This is a genomic window from Candidatus Sarcina troglodytae (genome assembly GCF_015708635.1).
Lineage (GTDB): Bacteria > Bacillota > Clostridia > Clostridiales > Clostridiaceae > Sarcina > Sarcina ventriculi.
Genome location: NZ_CP051754.1, coordinates 2,162,628 through 2,181,953 on the forward strand (window position 1 = coordinate 2,162,628; position 19,326 = coordinate 2,181,953).

The 19,326-nt window shown below is 28.0% G+C and carries 15 protein-coding genes, 1 pseudogene and 1 other annotated feature; of the genes and pseudogenes, 5 read left to right on the forward strand and 11 right to left on the reverse strand.

The window, feature by feature from the left end; all coding sequences use genetic code 11:
- Positions 1-64: 64 nt before the first annotated feature.
- The 8 genes and pseudogenes from mfd to purR all read right to left on the reverse strand — a co-directional run bounded on the left by mfd (position 65) and on the right by purR (position 9,476).
- Positions 65-3,586, reverse strand: a complete 3,522-nt coding sequence (gene mfd / locus HH195_RS10135) for a transcription-repair coupling factor (protein ID WP_196370992.1) — start codon at positions 3,584-3,586, stop codon at positions 65-67.
- Positions 3,587-3,605: 19 nt separating this feature from the next.
- Positions 3,606-4,172, reverse strand: a complete 567-nt coding sequence (pth, locus tag HH195_RS10140) for an aminoacyl-tRNA hydrolase (RefSeq protein WP_112365420.1) — start codon at positions 4,170-4,172, stop codon at positions 3,606-3,608.
- 98 nt (positions 4,173-4,270) lie between these two features.
- Positions 4,271-5,674, reverse strand: coding sequence for a sensor histidine kinase (locus tag HH195_RS10145; RefSeq protein WP_196370993.1), 1,404 nt, complete (start codon positions 5,672-5,674; stop codon positions 4,271-4,273).
- Positions 5,674-6,363 (reverse strand): response regulator transcription factor, encoded by a 690-nt coding sequence (locus HH195_RS10150; protein WP_196370994.1) that lies wholly within the window; start codon positions 6,361-6,363, stop codon positions 5,674-5,676. The genes HH195_RS10145 and HH195_RS10150 overlap by 1 nt, the downstream gene beginning before the upstream one ends.
- A 113-nt stretch (positions 6,364-6,476) precedes the next feature.
- Positions 6,477-6,626 (reverse strand): annotated as a pseudogene (locus HH195_RS10155) (ribose-phosphate pyrophosphokinase); the annotation flags it as partial.
- A gap of 93 nt (positions 6,627-6,719) precedes the next feature.
- The gene (glmU, locus tag HH195_RS10160) at positions 6,720-8,084 is read right to left on the reverse strand and encodes a bifunctional UDP-N-acetylglucosamine diphosphorylase/glucosamine-1-phosphate N-acetyltransferase GlmU (protein ID WP_196370995.1); all 1,365 of its coding nucleotides are present in this window, start codon (positions 8,082-8,084) and stop codon (positions 6,720-6,722) included.
- A gap of 184 nt (positions 8,085-8,268) precedes the next feature.
- On the reverse strand, positions 8,269-8,556 hold the full coding sequence (gene spoVG / locus HH195_RS10165) for a septation regulator SpoVG (protein WP_058993329.1): 288 nt from the start codon (positions 8,554-8,556) through the stop codon (positions 8,269-8,271).
- A 104-nt stretch (positions 8,557-8,660) separates the two neighbouring features.
- The gene (purR, locus tag HH195_RS10170) at positions 8,661-9,476 is read right to left on the reverse strand and encodes a pur operon repressor (protein ID WP_196370996.1); all 816 of its coding nucleotides are present in this window, start codon (positions 9,474-9,476) and stop codon (positions 8,661-8,663) included.
- 318 nt (positions 9,477-9,794) lie between these two features.
- On the opposite strand from purR, the gene murC reads away from it, so the two are divergent.
- Positions 9,795-11,168: a UDP-N-acetylmuramate--L-alanine ligase gene (gene murC / locus HH195_RS10175; protein WP_055258717.1), complete on the forward strand. Its 1,374-nt coding sequence runs from the start codon at positions 9,795-9,797 to the stop codon at positions 11,166-11,168.
- A gap of 213 nt (positions 11,169-11,381) precedes the next feature.
- Positions 11,382-12,200: a purine-nucleoside phosphorylase gene (locus HH195_RS10180; protein WP_196370997.1), complete on the forward strand. Its 819-nt coding sequence runs from the start codon at positions 11,382-11,384 to the stop codon at positions 12,198-12,200.
- 112 nt (positions 12,201-12,312) lie between these two features.
- Here HH195_RS10180 and HH195_RS10185 read toward each other — a convergent pair whose 3' ends face one another.
- A complete protein-coding gene (locus HH195_RS10185) occupies positions 12,313-13,389 on the reverse strand; it encodes a M24 family metallopeptidase (protein WP_196371937.1) in 1,077 nt (358 codons plus the stop codon).
- 254 nt (positions 13,390-13,643) lie between these two features.
- Here HH195_RS10185 and HH195_RS10190 point away from each other — a divergent pair, with 254 nt between their 5' ends.
- Complete coding sequence (locus tag HH195_RS10190; protein ID WP_196370998.1) at positions 13,644-14,339, forward strand: metallophosphoesterase family protein; 696 nt, start codon at positions 13,644-13,646, stop codon at positions 14,337-14,339.
- 133 nt (positions 14,340-14,472) lie between these two features.
- Positions 14,473-14,719, forward strand: a binding site (T-box leader).
- Between the two features lie 59 nt (positions 14,720-14,778).
- Entirely contained in the window at positions 14,779-16,176 is a 1,398-nt protein-coding gene (gene asnS / locus HH195_RS10195) for an asparagine--tRNA ligase (protein ID WP_196370999.1), read from the forward strand.
- Positions 16,177-16,253: 77 nt separating this feature from the next.
- Here the strand turns inward: asnS and HH195_RS10200 are convergent, their stop codons facing one another.
- Together HH195_RS10200 and nrdG are read right to left on the reverse strand one after the other, a co-directional pair.
- Positions 16,254-17,735 carry a leucyl aminopeptidase gene (locus tag HH195_RS10200; RefSeq protein WP_196371000.1) on the reverse strand — a complete coding sequence of 494 codons (1,482 nt, stop codon included), beginning with the start codon at positions 17,733-17,735 and terminating at the stop codon, positions 16,254-16,256.
- A 77-nt stretch (positions 17,736-17,812) separates the two neighbouring features.
- On the reverse strand, positions 17,813-18,319 hold the full coding sequence (nrdG, locus tag HH195_RS10205) for an anaerobic ribonucleoside-triphosphate reductase activating protein (RefSeq protein WP_058993341.1): 507 nt from the start codon (positions 18,317-18,319) through the stop codon (positions 17,813-17,815).
- A gap of 224 nt (positions 18,320-18,543) precedes the next feature.
- On the opposite strand from nrdG, the gene HH195_RS10210 reads away from it, so the two are divergent.
- The gene (locus tag HH195_RS10210; protein WP_196371001.1) at positions 18,544-19,236 is read left to right on the forward strand and encodes an HDIG domain-containing metalloprotein; all 693 of its coding nucleotides are present in this window, start codon (positions 18,544-18,546) and stop codon (positions 19,234-19,236) included.
- Positions 19,237-19,326: the final 90 nt, after the last annotated feature.

Here is a 19,326-nt window from a genome sequence, read left to right on the forward strand (position 1 = left end):
AATTTCCTTATATTTTCATATTTTTATAATGTTAACTTTATAATAATATACCAATATTACAATTTTATTTCAATTTTTTATTTTTATAGGAAACTAAATCATCCAATATTTCTTTAAATTTTTCTAAAACACTTTCTTTTTTCATATCCTTATATTTATAAACAAAGGCTGGTTTATCACCAAATCTAAACAATATATTTTCTTTATTCTTTTCTAAAAGCCTTATAAATAACTGTTTATCAGTTCTTTCTCTACTTTCAAATTTGAATATAACCTCATTATTTATCTCTTTTATTTCTTCTATATTTAAAATTTTTCCTTTACTTTTTATATATGCTATATCCATGAGATTGTAAATCTCTTTTGGTATGGTTGAAAATCTATCTCCAAGTTCCTCCTCAACATATACATAATCATCCATATTTTGAATAGATGCTATTTTTTTATATATCTCAATTTTTTGTATCTCATCTTCTATATACGTTGATGGAATAAATGCATCAACTTTTATATCAACTGTTGTTTCAACTGGTTCTTGATCTATATCACCTTTAATTAGCTTTATAGTATCCTCAAGCATTCTACAATATAAATCATATCCAACAGCAGCCATTTGACCATGTTGAGCAGAACTCATCATATTTCCTGCTCCTCTTATTTCTAAATCTCTCATAGCAATTTTAAATCCCGAACCTAGTTCTGTAAAATCTTTAAGAGCTTTAAGTCTCTTCTCAGCAACTTCTGTTAAAATCTTATCTTTTTGATAAGTAAAATAAGTATAAGCAACCCTATTACTTCTTCCTACTCTTCCCCTTAACTGATAAAGTTGAGATAGTCCCATTTTGTCTGCATCATAGACTACCATTGTATTAACATTTGGAATATCTATTCCAGTTTCTATTATTGATGTGCAAACTAATATATTAAACTCCTTATTCATAAAAGCAATCATTTCTTTTTCTAATTGCCTTTCTGTCATTTGACCATGAATAATAGTTACCTTTCCTTCTGGAACTAAATTTTGAATATAACTTGCCATGCTTTGTATACTTTCAACTCTATTATATACAAAATAAACTTGACCACCTCTTCCTATTTCTCTAAGAATAGCATCTCTTATCAATTGATCATTTTGTTCTACAACATAAGTTTGTATCGGATATCTATCCTCTGGTGGCGTTTCTATTACTGATATATCACGAACTCCTGTTAATGACATATGAAGTGTTCTTGGAATAGGCGTAGCACTTAGGGTTAAAACATCTACATTCTTTTTAACACTTTTAATTTTTTCCTTTTGAGCAACTCCAAATCTTTGTTCTTCATCTACTATTAAAAGACCTAAATCTTTAAATTCTATATCTTTAGAAACAAGCCTATGAGTTCCTATTAAGATATCTACATTACCTTCTTTTAATGCCTTAATAGTTTCTGTTTGTTGTTTTCGACTTCTAAATCTACTTACCATATCAACCTTTATAGGAAATCCTGAAAATCTTTTTAAAAAGTTATTGTAATGTTGGTCTGCTAATATAGTTGTTGGAACTAAAAATGCTACTTGCTTTCCATCCATAACAGCTTTAAAAGCTGCTCTTATTGCAACCTCTGTTTTACCATAACCAACATCTCCACATAAAAGTCTGTCCATAGGCTTATCAGATTCCATATCTTTTTTTATTTCTTCTAAAGATGTTAATTGATCTGGTGTTTCATCATGAGGGAACTCATCCTCGAACTGTTTTTGCCATTGAGTATCTTTTGAAAACTTATATCCCTTTAATGCAGCTCTTGTTGCATAAAGGTTTACCAAATCTTCAGCTATATCATTTATAGATTTTCTAGCTTTGGCTTTGGCTTTTATCCATTCATTTCCTCCAAGCTTATTTACCTTAGGAGAACTTCCTTCTGAACCTATATACTTTTGAACTAAATCCAATTGTTCAACAGGAACATAAAGTTTATCTCCTTTGGTATACTCAATATCTAAGTAATCCCTCATATGACCTTGTACTTCTATTTGCTTTATGCCTTTATAAACACCAATACCACTATTTACATGAACTACATAATCACCTGGCTTAAGTTCTCCAAAGCTTGCTATTTTGGCTACACCTTTTTGTTTTATTTTTTTCTTTGATGATTTTCTTTTTCCTTCACCAAAAAATTCTTTATCTGAAATTAAACATAATTTTAAGTCCGAATATTCAAAACCTTTAAGTTGACTTCCATAAGTTATGACAACTTCTCCATCCTTAATTTCATCTATTTTTTCCTTGTATACACTCTCTATATCATTTTCCCTTAAAGTGTTAACAAGCCTTTCCCCCCTTGGCTTTGTTCCTGCTAAAATAATCGTCTTAAAACCTCTAGCTTTTCTATCTTTAATATCATCTATAAGAAAATCTAACTGTCCTTGATAATTATTTAATGTGCCTTGCTTAAAAGTTGCACTTTCACACAAAGAATAAAAATCTTTACTTCCTTCAAAAGAATTTATAGCTACTATTTTTCTATCTTTAAAAGAATTAATAATAATCTCTTCATCTAACAATAAATTCCCCTGCGATGGAAGTATACTTCCTCTTTCCAAAAAAGATTCGTAATTTTCTTTAAATTCAATAATTGTACTATCAAGCTTTCCTCTACATCTTTTTGTATCATCTATTATCATTAAATAATTATCCAAATAGTCAAAAAGTGTAGACGGCTTTTTAAAGAAAAAAGGAAGGTAACTATCTATAGTTTCAAAAGTCCAATTTTCCTTTAAATTTTCTATATTCCTATTTACCATATCACAGACTCTGTTTATAACTTCATCATCATGATTTTTTGATTCTTTAAAATTTTCAAGTTCAGAACTTATATTTTTTATAGCATAATCTACAATCTCATCATTTAATATTATTTCTTTAGCTGGAAAAATTTCAATTTCCCTTATCTTATCAATACTTCTTTGAGATTCTACATTAAATCTTCTAATTGACTCAATTTCATCTCCAAAAAGCTCAATTCTATATGGAACAGAACTATTAGGTGGATATATATCTAATATCCCACCTCTTAAAGAAAATTCTCCCTTTCCTTCAACAACCTCTACTCTTTCGTATCCACACCCTAAAAGCTTTTTAGATAACTCTAATAAATTTAGTTCCTTTCCAGCCTTTAATTTAATAGTATTTTCCTTAAATAAATTAACAGGTGTATATGTTGTCGCAAAAGAATCCATAGTTACTATAATTATTTTCTTTTTCTTATTTAATATTTCCCTTATAACAGATAATCTAGCCCATCTTAAATCGCCAGATATAGCTGCAATATTATAAAATACTATTTCCTTTGCAGGTAAATAATAAACATCCTGTGTGTAAAACGATAAATCCTCACACATATTTCTAGCTTCTATATCACTATGGGTTACTATAACCATAGATTTGTCTTGCTCCTCATAAATAGCATTTATCATATAACTTTTTCCAGATTCAGAAAGTCCATTTATCTCTAAATTTTTATTTCTATTTAAAGAATCTTTTATGCTTGTAAAGCTATCACTATTTAATAAAGGATTTATTAACCCTTGTAGTCTCAAACTAGACACCTCCATTTTCCTAATCAACTTTGAAACCATTATATATATTCATTGAATCTTTTACTGATTTTTTTATCATTTCAGCTACAGCATCTGAACAAACTGGAATAACCTTATTTAAAATTTCACTTTCTTCAGACGTAAACTTTCCTAGAACATGACCAACTAAATCATGATTAGGTTGTCCTATCCCTATTTTAACTCTTGGAAATTTTTCTGTTCCAATATTAGCTATAATGCTCTTTATTCCATTATGTCCACCAGCACTTCCTTTTTCCCTTATTCTAAGCCTTCCAACTGGCAAACTTATATCATCATACAATACTATTAGCTCTTCCTCTGATATTTTATAAAAATTCATAACCTCCCTTATACTCTCTCCACTTAGATTCATATAAGTTGTAGGTTTTAATAGAATTACTTTGTTTCCCTCTATTATTCCATCCCCATATATTCCCTTAAATTTTATCCTGTTTATATCAATATTATACTTAGCTGCTATATAATCTATAGCCTGAAAACCTATATTATGCCTTGTATTATCGTATTCTTTTCCTACATTTCCAAGTCCAACTATTAAAAACATTGAAATTTTCTCCTTTATTTCTATTATATTCAATTAAAATTGTATATGCAAAAACCTTACCCTTCACATAATCTGCGAAGGGTAAATAAAATTTAAAATTAATCATCTTTAATTCTTTTTAAGGTGAAGCTAAAGCTTACTCCCTTATCAGTATTATCAATCCAAATCTCTTCATTATGTTGTAATATTATATTTCTAACTATAGGAAGTCCAAGACCTGTACTGGTTTTATTAGTTCTAGACTTATCAGCTTTATAAAACCTATCCCAGATATACTTTAAGTCTTCCTCTTTAATACACGGACCATTATTATAAACTGACACAATAACTTTTTCATTTTTAACTTTAGTGCTTACTAATATTTTACCACCTTTATTACAATATTTTATAGCATTATCTATAAGATTAATCAAGACCTGAATTATTTTATCATTATCAGCTAAAACGAAAAGATTTTTTCCATTTAAATTTATATCTATTTTTATATTTTTCTCTAAAGCTTTTTGACCCATTTTAAGTACAGTTATTCTTACAGCCTTATTTATATCTATTTTCATAAAGTTAAACTGAACTTTACCAGCTTGCATTGCCGATAAATCTAAAAGATCATTAACAAGCCTTGTAAGACGCATTATCTCATCATTTGCTATATTTAAATAATCTTTTTCCTTTTCTTTAGGTATAATACCATCTAAAATAGCCGTTATAAAACCTTTTATAGATGTTATAGGTGATCTTAATTCATGAGATATATTTGATATAAATTCTCGCCTATTATTCTCTGCCTCTTCTATAGAATCTGCCATATTATTAAATGTTTTAGCCAAATCTCCAATCTCATCATTATTTTTAATACTTACTCTTTTTTCAAAATAACCATTAGAAAAATCTTTAGCCACATTATTTATTGATTCTAAAGGTTCAATTATAAATTTCTTTGAAATAAAATAAAATAAAATATTTAATATAATAATAGCTATAACAACTGAAATCCATATGATATTATACATATCATCTATCGGTCTATTTATAGTTTCCTGAGGAATTACATATACTATCCCACCAATAAATTCATCATTGCTATTATACATACCCCTGCAATATATGTATTTATCTCCACTTTTATATTCTAATATATTATCATTTTTTAAATTCTCTACATTAAAACTTGTATATCTTTTATTGTACAAGTATTGATACTTATCATTTGATATCCCATAGATATAACCTGAACTATTGACAAGCATTATGTCTGCTTCTAAATAATTTGAAATTAGATGTAGCATTGTATAGATATTTTCTCTATCTTCAGATGTGCCACCTTGATATTTTACAGCAATTTCTTGTATAGTATTGCTCTCCATATCTAGCTTTTCTTTCTCCAAATTAAAATAATCCTGTCTTACAAAATAGGATAAAATAATTCCAGTGGTAAAAAATACTATAAGTATAATTACACTTATCGTCGCTATAAGCTTAAATACTAAGCTCTTTCTTTTCATTATTTCACCTCAAATTTATATCCAACTCCCCAAACAGTTTCTAATTGCCATTCGCTTTCATTATTTAATTTTTCTCTTAATCTTTTCACATGCACATCAACTGTTCTAGAATCTCCTGGATAATCATATCCCCACACTTCACAAAGCAATTGTTCCCTTGTAAAAACCTTATTTCTATTACTTGCTAAATAATATAAAAGTTCAAACTCCTTAGGAGGCATTTTCAATTCTTCACCTTTATAAATAACTTTATAAGAATTTAAATCTATAATTAAATCTTTAAACTCTAATTTTTTTTCTAAAGCCTTATCTTCTACTGTGTATCTTCTCATAACAGCCTTAACTCTAGCTATCAACTCTTTTGGTTCAAACGGCTTAACTACATAATCATCCGCCCCTAAATCAAGAGCTAAAACTTTATCAAACGTTTCTCCTTTTGCAGTTAACATTATGACTGGAACATTTCCTTCTTTTCTTATCCATTTTAAAAGATCTATACCCTCTATGTTTGGAAGCATCATATCTAATATGACTAAATCTGGTTTATATCTCATAAAAATACCTTGAACCATTCCTCCATCATGAACTGTCTTAACATCATAATTAGCTGATTCTAGATATATTCTTATTACCTCGCATATATTTTCATCATCATCAACTATTAAAATTTTCTCCTTTAAGCTTTCCATAACATAATCCTCCTACATATTATCTTTTGATATTGCATTTTAATTATTAAAAGAAAAGTGCAGTAGACACCTATATTCCTTTTTCTACTACACTTTGTATATAAACTTTGGGTTTAAAACAAGCTACTTAAAGGTTTATCATCATAAATCCTCTTAATAGCATCTGCTAAAAGAGGTGCAATAGATAACAACTTAAATTCATTTAAGTTTTTATTATCTTCTGGTAGGGCTATAGTATTTAGCATAACTAATTCTTCTAGAGGAAAATTTTCTGTAAATGCTTTTGTATTTATTTTATTATTTTCCATTATGATGAAGACCTCCTTGAAATAATAATTTAACCTTTATATTTGAAATTATTTATTGTTGTTTCTCTCTACCCAACCATCAATATTTTTTTGTCTCGCTCTAGCAACTGCTAAAGAACCCTCAGGCACTTCTTTAGTTATAGTAGATCCTGCTGCTGTATATGAATTATCTTTAACTTCAACTGGAGCAACAAGATTTGTGTTACATCCTATAAAAACATTATTTCCTATTTTAGTTTTATGTTTTTTCTTTCCGTCATAATTAACAACCACAGTACCGCAACCAAAATTACAAGAAGTACCAACTTCAGCATCTCCTATATATGTTAAATGTGACACTTTAGTATTATCTCCAATTGTAGATTTTTTAATTTCTACAAAATCACCAATTCTCACACTATTTCCTATATTACTTTCAGGTCTTATATAAGCAAAAGGACCTACTGTCGTATTTTTACCTATTTTACTATCTAAAATAACAGAAGATTGTATTTCTACACCTTCTTCTATAATACTATTATTTACTCTTGAGTTAGGATATATAACACATGATTCACCTATTACGGTATTCCCTTCTATAACATTTCCTGGATATATTATTGTATCTTGTCCTATTTTAACATCAACACCTATATACGTATTATTGGGGTCAATTATAGTAACCCCATTATCCAAATGTATTTTATTTATTCTTTTTCTTAATATATTTTCAACAACGGCAAGTTCACTTCTTGAATTAACACCTAAAGTTTCTTCAAAATTTGTAACCATTGCTCCTATTTTTTCTCCATTTGATTTAAATATTTCTATAACATCGGTTAAGTAATATTCGCCTTGAGCATTATTATTTGATAACTTTCCTAATGCATCTAAAAGATTCTTTATATCAAAACAGTACATTCCCGCATTTATTTCATTTATGTTTAATTCATTTTCGCTACAGTCTTTATGCTCAACTATTTTTTCAACTACATTATTATTTCTAACTATTCTTCCATAACCAGTTGGATTTTCTACAATAGATGTTAGTAATGTAGCACAGTTGTTATTTGCTATATGGGTATCGATTAACTTTTTAACTGTAGAAGCTTTTATTAATGGTGCATCTCCTGTAAATATTGCTACTACACCAGATTTCCCATCTAAGAAAGCTTTTGCACATTTAACAGCATGTCCTGTACCTAATTGCTCTTCTTGCAATGAATATGTAACATTTCTTGAGCTTGTTCTATCTTGTACAAGTTTCGCACCCTTTCCAATTATTACATTTACATCATCAATTCCGGCTTCTCTCATAGTATCAATAACATGATTCACCATTTCTTTTCCACAAGCTTTATGTAAAACTTTTGGAAGATTAGACTTTATTCTTTTTCCTTGTCCGGCTGCTAATATTATGGCATATCTGTCCATAACTTCACCTCTTTCTATTAAAATTTAGTATATTCATATTCTTCGTAATTGAAATATTCTAAATAGTACGCTCATATCATTCTAATTATATTTTATTAACCATTTCTTTTCAACACTTATTATATATAGTGTAAATACATTTAAAAAGAAAAGTAAAAGGAAATTATCCTTTTACTTTTCAAAACTATTCCTGTGTAGATATTCCTTGTAACTCAGAATTCTTTACTTTTTCATATTCATCTAAAATAGCCTTTTGAATCTTCTCTCTTGTTGCACTATTTATTGGATGCGCAATATCTTTAAATTCACCGTCTGGTGTCTTTCTGCTTGGCATTGCAATAAATAATCCATTTTGTCCTTCAATAACCTTAATATCATGAATTACAAATTCTTCATTAAAAGTTATAGAAACAATAGCTTTCATTTTTCCTTCTGTTGTAATTTTTCTGATTCTCACGTCAGTAATATTCATTTAATCCACCTCCAGTTGTTAGCACTAATATATTTCTATAAAACATATTAATTTCCTTCCTAAATTTAGAAAATTTATATATTTTTTATACTAACAACTGCAATTTATATCAAACTCCCTGAAGGAACCATTTTTATGCCCTCTTTATCATCAATAGCTAATATATCTACTAATGATATGTAATTTTTTGAAACCTTATTAGAAGACATTTTATTGTCTATTAAAACTCCACTTCCAACAAGTTCTGAATCAAATTCTTTTAAAAGATCGATTATTCCGTTAGCAGTTCCGCCACCTCTCATAAAATCGTCTATAAAGATGCATTTACTTCCTGATTTTAATGATTTTCTTGATAAGCACATTTGCTGAATCCTTTTTGATGTCCCTGATACATAATTTATAGAAACAGTTGAACCTTCTGTAACTTTACTATCACGTCTTGCTGTAACCATAGGCACTCCTAAACATTTAGCAACTTCATAAGCTAATGGAATACCTTTGGTTTCAACAGTAATAACATAATCTGCCCCTTTTCCATAAAAATATGTTGCAAGTATTATAGCTGCCTTTGATATTATGCTAGGATTAAACATTATATCTGTAACATATAAAAATTCACCAGCCATAACTCTACCTTCTTCACTAGCTAACACACAAAGTTCATCTAAAAACTCCTTTATTTCTTTTTCCCCCATAATAGGAATAAACTTAATTCCTCCAGCAGCCCCTGCTATAGTTTCAACTTTTCCCATTGAAACCTTCTCTAAAGCTTCTCTTACAATAACTATATCTTCACTTATTGTGGATTTTGCTGCATTTAAAAGCTCTGAAAATCTATTTAAACCTATTATTTTATTAGGATTTTCTATTAATATTTTTGTAATAATAGATACCCTAGTATTCCTACTTAATTTTTCCAAAAAAACCACACTCCATTTTATCAACTAATTAAAAATTTATAGCAAACTTTTTATAATCTAAGTATTACCACTTTTAAAGCTTATTAATTAATTTCACAAATTTATTATAACAAACTTTAAGATGTATGTTAATGATTCTATTACGTATAGATACGAATTTTATGTATTTTAACTGTATAAACAATTGTTATTTATCTATAATAAAAATTACTCTTTCACTTTCTTATAATAAATTTATATAAAAGTATATTTTTATTGTGTGTTTATAACAAAAAGTGTATATAATTATATAAGAGATTATTAAAGGAGTTGATTTTATTGTCTTTTGATTTAATAACAGATAAAAATAAAAAGGTTCATTTTATAGGTATTGGTGGGGTTAGCATGAGTGGACTTGCTGCTGTACTTTTAAATGCTGGCTATAAGGTTTCAGGTTCTGATTTTAAAGACTCTGATATACTAAATACACTAAAGTCTCATGGAGCAGAAATATACATAGGACATAAAGCAGATAATTTAAAAAATGTTGATTTAATTGTATATACCGCAGCTATTCCATCTGATAATCCTGAACTTGTAGAGGCAAAAAAGAAGAATATCGAGCTTATGGATAGAGCTGAATTTTTAGGTCAAATTATGAAAGGTCATAAATACAATGTAGCTGTTGCTGGAACTCACGGTAAAACAACAACTACATCTATGGTTTCCCATATTGCTTTAAGCGCTGATTTAGATCCAACAATATTAGTTGGTGGTAATTTAGATGTTATAGATGGGAACTTCAGAGTTGGTAATAGTGAGTATTTCATAACTGAAGCTTGCGAATATAAGCAAAGCTTTTTAAGATTTTTCCCATATGTAGGAATAATTTTGAATATAGATGCTGACCATTTAGACTTTTATAAAGATTTAAATCATATAAAAGAAACTTTTAAGGAATTCATAAACATAATACCTAAAGATGGCTATGCAATAGTAAATATAGATGATAAAAATGTTAGAGATATTTTAGACAAGCCTAAGTGCAATATCATAACTTATGGAATAAATGAAGGTGATGTTACAGCTAAAAATTTAGTTTGTAATGAAAAAGGTGCCTATACTTTTGATGCCTATAATAAAGATAAATTCCTTGGAACTATTTCTTTATCTGTTCCTGGTCTTCACAACGTTTCTAATGCTTTATCAGCTGTTTCATTAGGATTGATTTTTAACATACCTTTTAATAAAGTACAAGATGGATTGTTAGCCTTCCATGGTGCACATAAAAGATTTGAATACAAAGGGGTTAAAGACGGAATTACTGTAATAGATGATTATGCTCATCATCCTGTTGAAATAAAGGCAACTTTATCAACAGCTAAAAAAATAAAACACAATAAGATATACTGTGTCTTCCAACCTCACACATATACAAGAACTAAAACATTATTTAACGATTTTACAACATGCTTCAATGATGCCGATGAACTTATATTGATGGATATCTACGCTGCGAGAGAAAAAGATACAGGTCTTGTATCATCTGATGAACTAGGTGATGCTATACGAAAACTTGGAGTTAAGTGCACAAATGTTCATTCTCACGAAGATGCATTAAACTATGTAAAATCCAAATTACAAGATGGTGATTTATTACTTACAGTTGGTGCTGGAGATGTCGTAAAGGTTGGAGAGATGTTTTTAAAATAAATTTAAATTTTAAAATTAAATAGAATTAATAAAAAAACAAAATTATTTAAATATTTCAATACAAAATTAGAAAAAGGTGCAATTATTTTGCATCTTCTTTTATTTTATATTAAGATAATGTTAATAATCCTTAGATTATATATTAATCCTTTTTAAGTATTAAACTAATTTTACTATTATTGACGAGAAATAAATTATTAAGAGGTGTTTTTTATGAATTTATCTGACAAAATAAAATTTTCTGCTGAATATATTAAATCTAAAACTAAATTTGAACCAAAAATAGGACTTATTTTGGGTTCTGGACTTGGTGCTATCGCAAATAAAATAGAAAATGCTGAATACTACAATTATAGCGATATTCCAAATTTCCCTATTTCAACAGTTGAAGGTCATAAAGGAAGACTTGTAATTGGAAATTTTCAAGGTAAACAAGTTGTTGCTATGCAAGGTAGATTTCATTACTATGAAGGGTATACAATGCAAGAAGTTACTTGCCCTGTTAGAGTTATGAAACTTTTAGGAGTTGAAACTTTAATAGTTACAAATGCTGCTGGAGCAGTAAATAAAGATTTTAATGCTGGAGATTTAATGATAATTTCTGACCACATAAACTTATCAGGTTCAAACCCTCTAGTTGGTAAAAATTTGGACGACTTTGGAACACGATTCCCAGATATGTCTAACGCCTATAATAAAGATTTAATCAAAAAAGCTAAAGATATAGCTAAATCTTTAAATATTTCTGTACAAGAGGGAGTTTATACAATGTTTAGTGGTCCAAATTATGAAACTCCAGCCGAAATTAGAATGGCTAGAATAATAGGTGCTGATGCCGTTGGTATGTCTACTGTACCTGAAGTTATTGTAGCAAACCACTGTGGTATGAAAGTTTTAGGTATTTCTTGTGCTACAAATATGGCAGCTGGAATTTTAGCTCAACCATTAAATCATTTAGAAGTTATGGAAACATCAGAAAGAGTTAAAGAAAAATTTATTAATCTTATGACAAATATAATTAGAGAAATTTAGTATAAGCATTAGATAACTATATTTCTATTGTTTTTACAATTTATATACAGTGTTGACTATTTATATAAACTTAAATTTTAATAAAATCAACACTGTAATTTTATTTAATAAATTATCTAACTACTTGAAGTTCTTTAGATAGATTGTTCAATCTCTCAAATCCATTTTCAGTTACTAAAACTAAATCCTCAATTCTAACCCCCATATCCTTTGCTAAATATATTCCAGGTTCTATTGAAAATATCATTCCTGGTCTTAATTCTTCACTATTTACTGCACTTACATCACCAAAATCATGTACTTCTATTCCTATAGAATGTCCTGTTCTATGTGTAAAATACTTTCCATAACCATATTTTTCGATAGTATTTCTTGCAGCGTTATCTATATCGCAAAACCTTGCTCCTGGTTTTACCTTTTCCATAGCATTTATGTTAGCTTCTAAAACTATATTATATATTTCCTTTTGTTTGTCTGTAACTTCTTTAAAAAACACAGTTCTTGTCATATCAGAACAATAATGATTCTTTACACATCCTGTATCTATTAAAACTCCCATACCCTTTTTTAAAATACATCTACCTGTTTCATAATGAGGGTTTGCTCCATTTTCTCCAAAAGCAACTATAGGTTCAAAAGAAAAACCTTCTGCTTTATTTTCTCCATACAGCTCCCCTAACCTATTTAATATAAATTTTTCAGAAATACCATCTTTTATTTCTGTTATTACTTTTTCTACAACTAAATCATTAATTCTTGATGCTTCTCTCATAAGATTTATTTCTTCTAAATCTTTAATCATCCTAATTTTATCTATGATTGGAGAACTATTTACAAAAGATTTTGCAACTTTTCTATCCATTAATCCAATTAAAAAATGAGCCTTAAAATCTTTATCAACTCCTAAGACTTCATTGTTATTTATAATTCCTTTCAATAAATCTAATGGATTTTCAGTATCATTATAATAAACAACCTCAACGCCTAAATTATTATCTACTGGAAACAATTCATTTACTATAAATTTTTTATCACCTTTAGTATTTATATAAAGAGCCATCAATCTTTCACCTGAATGTATCCAAACACCTGTAAGATAAAATATAGGAGCTGTTTCTGTTATTATCATTTGTGATAAATTATTTTTATCCATTTCCTGTAAAACTCTTTTTAATCTTTCTTCTTTCAAAAATATCATTCCTTTCCCTAAAATTAAACCTTATAGTATAGTGATATAATTAATTTATAAGGTTAATTTACATACTAAACTTTTTAGCCTATATAAAAATCTATAGTATAACTATACTAAATATAGATAATTATAAAAGTTATTGTTGAAAATAAAGTAGATTTATATTAACTTTATTTTATTCTTATATTAGTAATACAACAATATTTATAATACTTTTATAACAAAAATTTTAATTTTAGGAGGACTATATTATGAAAATTGCTGTTATTTCAGATATACATGGAAATATCTTTGCTTTAAACGCAGTTTTAGAAGCTATAAAAAAACAAGATGTAACTTATACTATATGCCTTGGAGATTTAGTTGGGTATGGATGTAATCCTAATGAGGTTATAGAAAGACTTAGAAATGAAAAAATTCCTTGTATTAAAGGGAATTATGATGCTTCCGTTGTTGATAAGGATTATACGTTCATTCGTGAAAATGAAGTAAACTCCTTTAGCTTACCTTGGGCAATTAAAAATGTGACTGATGAAAATATAAAATTTTTAAAAGAACTTCCTAACACTATTACCTTAGAATTTAATAATAAAAAAATACAATTTGTTCATGGAAGTCCTAGAAGAATTAATGAATATTTAACTGAAAACTATGAAAAAATTGATGAAGTTATTAACGAATTTAATTATGATGTTTTGGTTTGTGCACACACACACATTCCTTATGTAAAAATAATTAATTCTAAAATTATAATAAATGATGGTAGTGTAGGTAAACCTAAAAATGGAACTCCAAACGCAACATATCTAATAATTGATATAACAGATGATAATTTAACACCTGAGATACATTCAGTTTCTTATGATTATAAAGAAATTATGAATACAATGAAAAATTTAAACTTTCCTGAAAAACTTATAAAATCTTATGAACTTGGTAAAGAATAACTAGGTATAAAAAGCATATTATTCTATGGCTTTGAATTATATTGCAAATATTAATTTTTTATTGTAAAATCAATTTATATATTGTTAAAAGACAGTAGATTTGCCTTTAAAAGTGCAAGTTTGTATTTAATAAAAATAAACTATGACGAGAAGAGTATATTTAGATTTTAATGTTTAGCGAGCAGGTTATGGTGTGAGTCCTGTCATTAAAACTTTATAGAAGAACATCTCTGAGTTTCTAACCGAAATCCATTAAAGGATAGTAGGCTTAGACGGTTTTCAACCGTTAAATTTGAAAAAAGCATTATTATGCTTTACTAAGTGGCTATTTTTATAGCAATTTGGGTGGTACCGCGAATATGTCCATTTTCGTCCCATTGAGGATGAAATGGATTTTTTTATTTTAAAATGTAAATAATAATTACATGGAGGTTATAAAATGAGTAATGTTATATTAGTTAAACAACTATACAGAAACACTAGTGATTTTACTAATAAACAAGTAAAAATTTCTGGTTGGATAAGAACACTAAGGGCTTCAAATGCTTTTGGATTTATTGAAGTTAATGACGGTTCTTTTTTTAAAAATGTTCAAGTAGTATTTGACAGTTCAAAAATTTCTAATTTTAAAGAGGTTTCAAAACTTCCTATAAGTTCCTCAATCTCTGTTGTTGGTACTTTAGTTGAAACTCCTGATTCAAAACAACCTTTTGAAATTCAAGCAGAGAACATAGTAGTTGAAGGATTATCAGATGCTGATTACCCTCTTCAAAAGAAAAGACACACTTTTGAATACTTAAGAACAATAGCTCACTTAAGACCAAGAAGTAATGCTTTCTCAGCAGTATTTAGAGTTAGAAGCGTGGCTGCATATGCTATACACAAATTTTTCCAAGAGCAAGGATTTGTTTATACTCACACTCCAATAATTACAGGTTCTGACTGTGAAGGTGCTGGAGAAATGTTTAGACTTACAACTTTAGATTTAAATAATATTCCTAAAACTGAAGATGGGAAAGTTGATTTTAAAGAAGATTTCTTCGGAAAAGAAACAAATCTTACAGTTTCTGGTCAATTAAACGCTGAATGTTATGCATTAGCATTTAGAAACGTGTATACATTTGGTCCTACATTTAGAGCTGAAAACTCAAACACCGCAAGACATGCAGCAGAATTTTGGATGATAGAACCTGAAATAGCTTTTGCTGACCTTATAGATGATATGAATCTTGCTGAAGCTATGTTAAAATACGTTATAAACTATGTTATGAAAGAATGTCCTGAAGAACTTCAATTCTTTAATCAATTTATTGATAAAGGATTATTAGATAGATTAAACCATGTAGTAAATTCTGATTTTGGAAGAGTTACTTATACTGACGCTGTTAAAATGCTTAAAGATTCAGGAAAGAAATTTGACTACGAAGTTGAATGGGGAATTGACCTTCAAACTGAACATGAAAGATATTTAACAGAAGAAATTTTCAAAAAACCTGTCTTTGTAACTGACTATCCAAAAGATATTAAAGCGTTCTATATGAGATTAAATGAAGACGCAAAAACAGTTGCAGCTGCTGATTGTCTAGTTCCTGGAATAGGTGAAATAATAGGTGGTAGCCAAAGAGAAGAAAGATTAGATGTATTAAAGGCTAGAATGCAAGAACTTAATTTAAATGAAGAAGATTACTGGTGGTATTTAGAACTTAGAAAATACGGTGGAACTAAACACGCTGGATTTGGACTAGGTTTTGAAAGACTTATTATGTATATAACAGGAATGTCTAATATAAGAGATGTTATACCATTCCCAAGAACTACTGGAAGTTCTGAATTCTAATTTTAATAAACTTAAAAGATAGAACATTAAAAAAATGTTCTATCTTTTTTAATAATTATCTGTTATTTAAACATACCCTATCTATCTTCGCTTCTATTTTTAGCTAATTCATAAAGCGTTCTAACACCAGCTCCTGTACCACCCTTTGGACAATAGTCCCAAGGAACTGTTATATATGCAGGGCCTGCTATATCTAAATGCAACCATGGTTTATTCTCAACAAATTCACCAACAAATAAACCTGCTGTTATAGTTCCACCATATCTTCCACCAGTATTTTTTAAATCAGCTATGTCTGATTTTATAAGTGTTTTGTAATCATCAAAATTAGGTAAATTCCACATTTTCTCTCCAGTTGATGTAAATGCTTTTTCCAATTCTTTATAGAAGCTATCATTATTAGTTACAACCGCTGTTACATCATTTCCAAGTGCAACAAGAGCTGCTCCTGTAAGGGTTGCTACATCTATAATTTCTGTTATATGCTCCTCTCTTATAGCATAAGTTACAGCATCAATCATAGTTAATCTACCTTCTGCATCAGTATTTAATATTTCTATATTTTTTCCTGCCATAGAGCTTATTATATCTCCTGGTTTATATGCCTCATTTCCTATTACATTTTCACAAGCCGCAACTACTGCAACTACATTTATTTTCAACTTTCTTTTAGCAATAGCACTTATTGCTCCAATTACAGTAGCCGCTCCTCCCATATCTGACTTCATATCAACCATAGAGTTTGATGGTTTTAAAGAATATCCACCTGAATCATAAGTTAATCCCTTACCAATTAATCCTAATTTTTGATCTAAGTTATCTTTATCTCCAAAATATCTCATTACAATTACTTTTGGCTTATGTATAGATGATTTTCCTACGGCTAAAAATGAATTCATTTGCAGTTCTTCTATTTTCTTATGATTTATTATTTCTATTTCAAAACCATATCTTTTAGAAAACTTTACAGCCTCTTCTGCTAATGTTTCTGGATATATTACATTGGAAGGTTCATTTACTAAATCTCTAGCATTAAACACTGTTTCAACTAATATTTTGCTTTCTTCCACTATATCACTATAATCTTTATGTTCTAAATTATGTCCACCTATTGTTATACTTACATCTGTTTCATCAATCTTTTCTCTATCACTTTTATATTTATTAAACTTATAATTTGACAAAGATAAACCTTCTATCATTGCCCTTACGCTATCTTCTATAGAAATATTTTTTGATTTTACGAACTCTATGAAAATCTTTTTTCCTTTTAATGATTCTATATATTTTTGAACCTTTCCAAATACTCTTCTTAACCTTTCTTTATTTAACTTTTCGTCTTCACCAAGACCTAAGAATATAATATTTTGTATTTCATCTTTAACACCAGTTATATTTAAAATTTCCCCAAAGTCACCATTAAATAGTTCTCTTCTTTCCAATCTTTTTAATTTTCTATTTATTTCTTCATCTCTGAAATTCAAATTATCTTCAAATAATGGAACTATTATCATGTCTGCATTCTCTATAGTTGTATCTTTAACCAAAAAATTATACATTTAAAACCTTCCTTTCATTATAAAATCCAAATTTTTCACTATTAATTTAATTATATCTAAATACATTTATTATTTTATTAAAACTCTATTAACTTTATTTTTTTATTTTTCAGACTTTGATTAACATCAATTATTCTTTGATTAGTAGAACCTTTAAACTTTAATCCGTCTATTTTCTTACTTATCTCAAACTTCCCATCAACCAAAACATCTATATTATTTAAAAGTTCCTCCCAGCCCTCTCTTTTATTAAGATTTTCTAATATATATTCAAAAGTATATCCAGTATAACACCAAATATTAAGACCTAGCTCTTTAATTTTCTTCGCCATATATGCAAACTTATCTGCCTGCTCAAATGGATCTCCTCCACTAAATGTAACCCCGTTTATCATAGGATTATTTTTCAAATCATCAATTAGTAACTCTATATCCCTTTCCTCTCCTCCTAAGAAATCATGAGTATCTTCATTAAAACACCCCAAACAATTGTGCTTACATCCTTGAGAAAAAAACACCCTTCTCATTCCTGGGCCATTTACTAAACTTTCATAAGCAATTCCAGCAAGTCTTATCTTGTTCATTTTTATCACTCCAGCCTTTAATAATATTTAAATTTAAGTATACTATGATTTAAATATAAAAATACTTCTTATTTTATAAAAACTATTGATATACTTTACAACTAATAATATAAATTTTCTACTTAATCACAGTGTATTTTATAATTTTTTATCATATTTTTTGATTAAAAATAGTATAATATGGATAATATTATACTATAACCACATTGTTAGGGGGATTTAATATGGAAATCAAAAGTATAATTAATGAAACTTCAGATGAATTATTTTATGAATTAGAACATCATCTATTATATGATAAAAAACCGTCAATATATTTAATGGAAACGTTTCTTAATAGCAATAATGACACTTGCTATAATTTAATAAATACCCTATGTAATTTAAAAAAAGTTAAAAAAAACTCAATGCTTGATAACGAAGAAGATACATTAACACATACTTTATATGTAATTGACCAAGCAGCTAAATATAAAGATTTAGCTCATAACAAAAAGGCATTTATGTTTGCTGCACTTCTCCATGATATAGGAAAAACAAAAACAACTGTATTAAATAACGACGATAATATTATATATATGTACCCTCATCATGATTTAGTCGGGGGAGAAATGGCTCGTAGAATTCTAAGGACCCATATAAATAACATAACCCTTAGAGATAATATTGTTTCTTTAATAAAATATCACATGACACACTTCTATATTTTAAATAGAATAAAAACTAATGAAGTTTTAAACATGATAGAAAACACAGACATACATGATGTAGCTCTACTTTCACTATGTGATAGACTTGGAGAAAAAAATCTCTCCAAAGAAGACAAAGAAACAATACTTAATGATATAAATAAATTTTTAAATATAATGTCTTCTAAAACAGGATTACATTATGATAATTTCTCTATAAATTTCTAATTAATATTTACTAATAATTTTAAATTTAAAACAAAATAAGAAATATCAAATTTATCGATATTTCTTATTTATATTAACTCTTATAAAGTA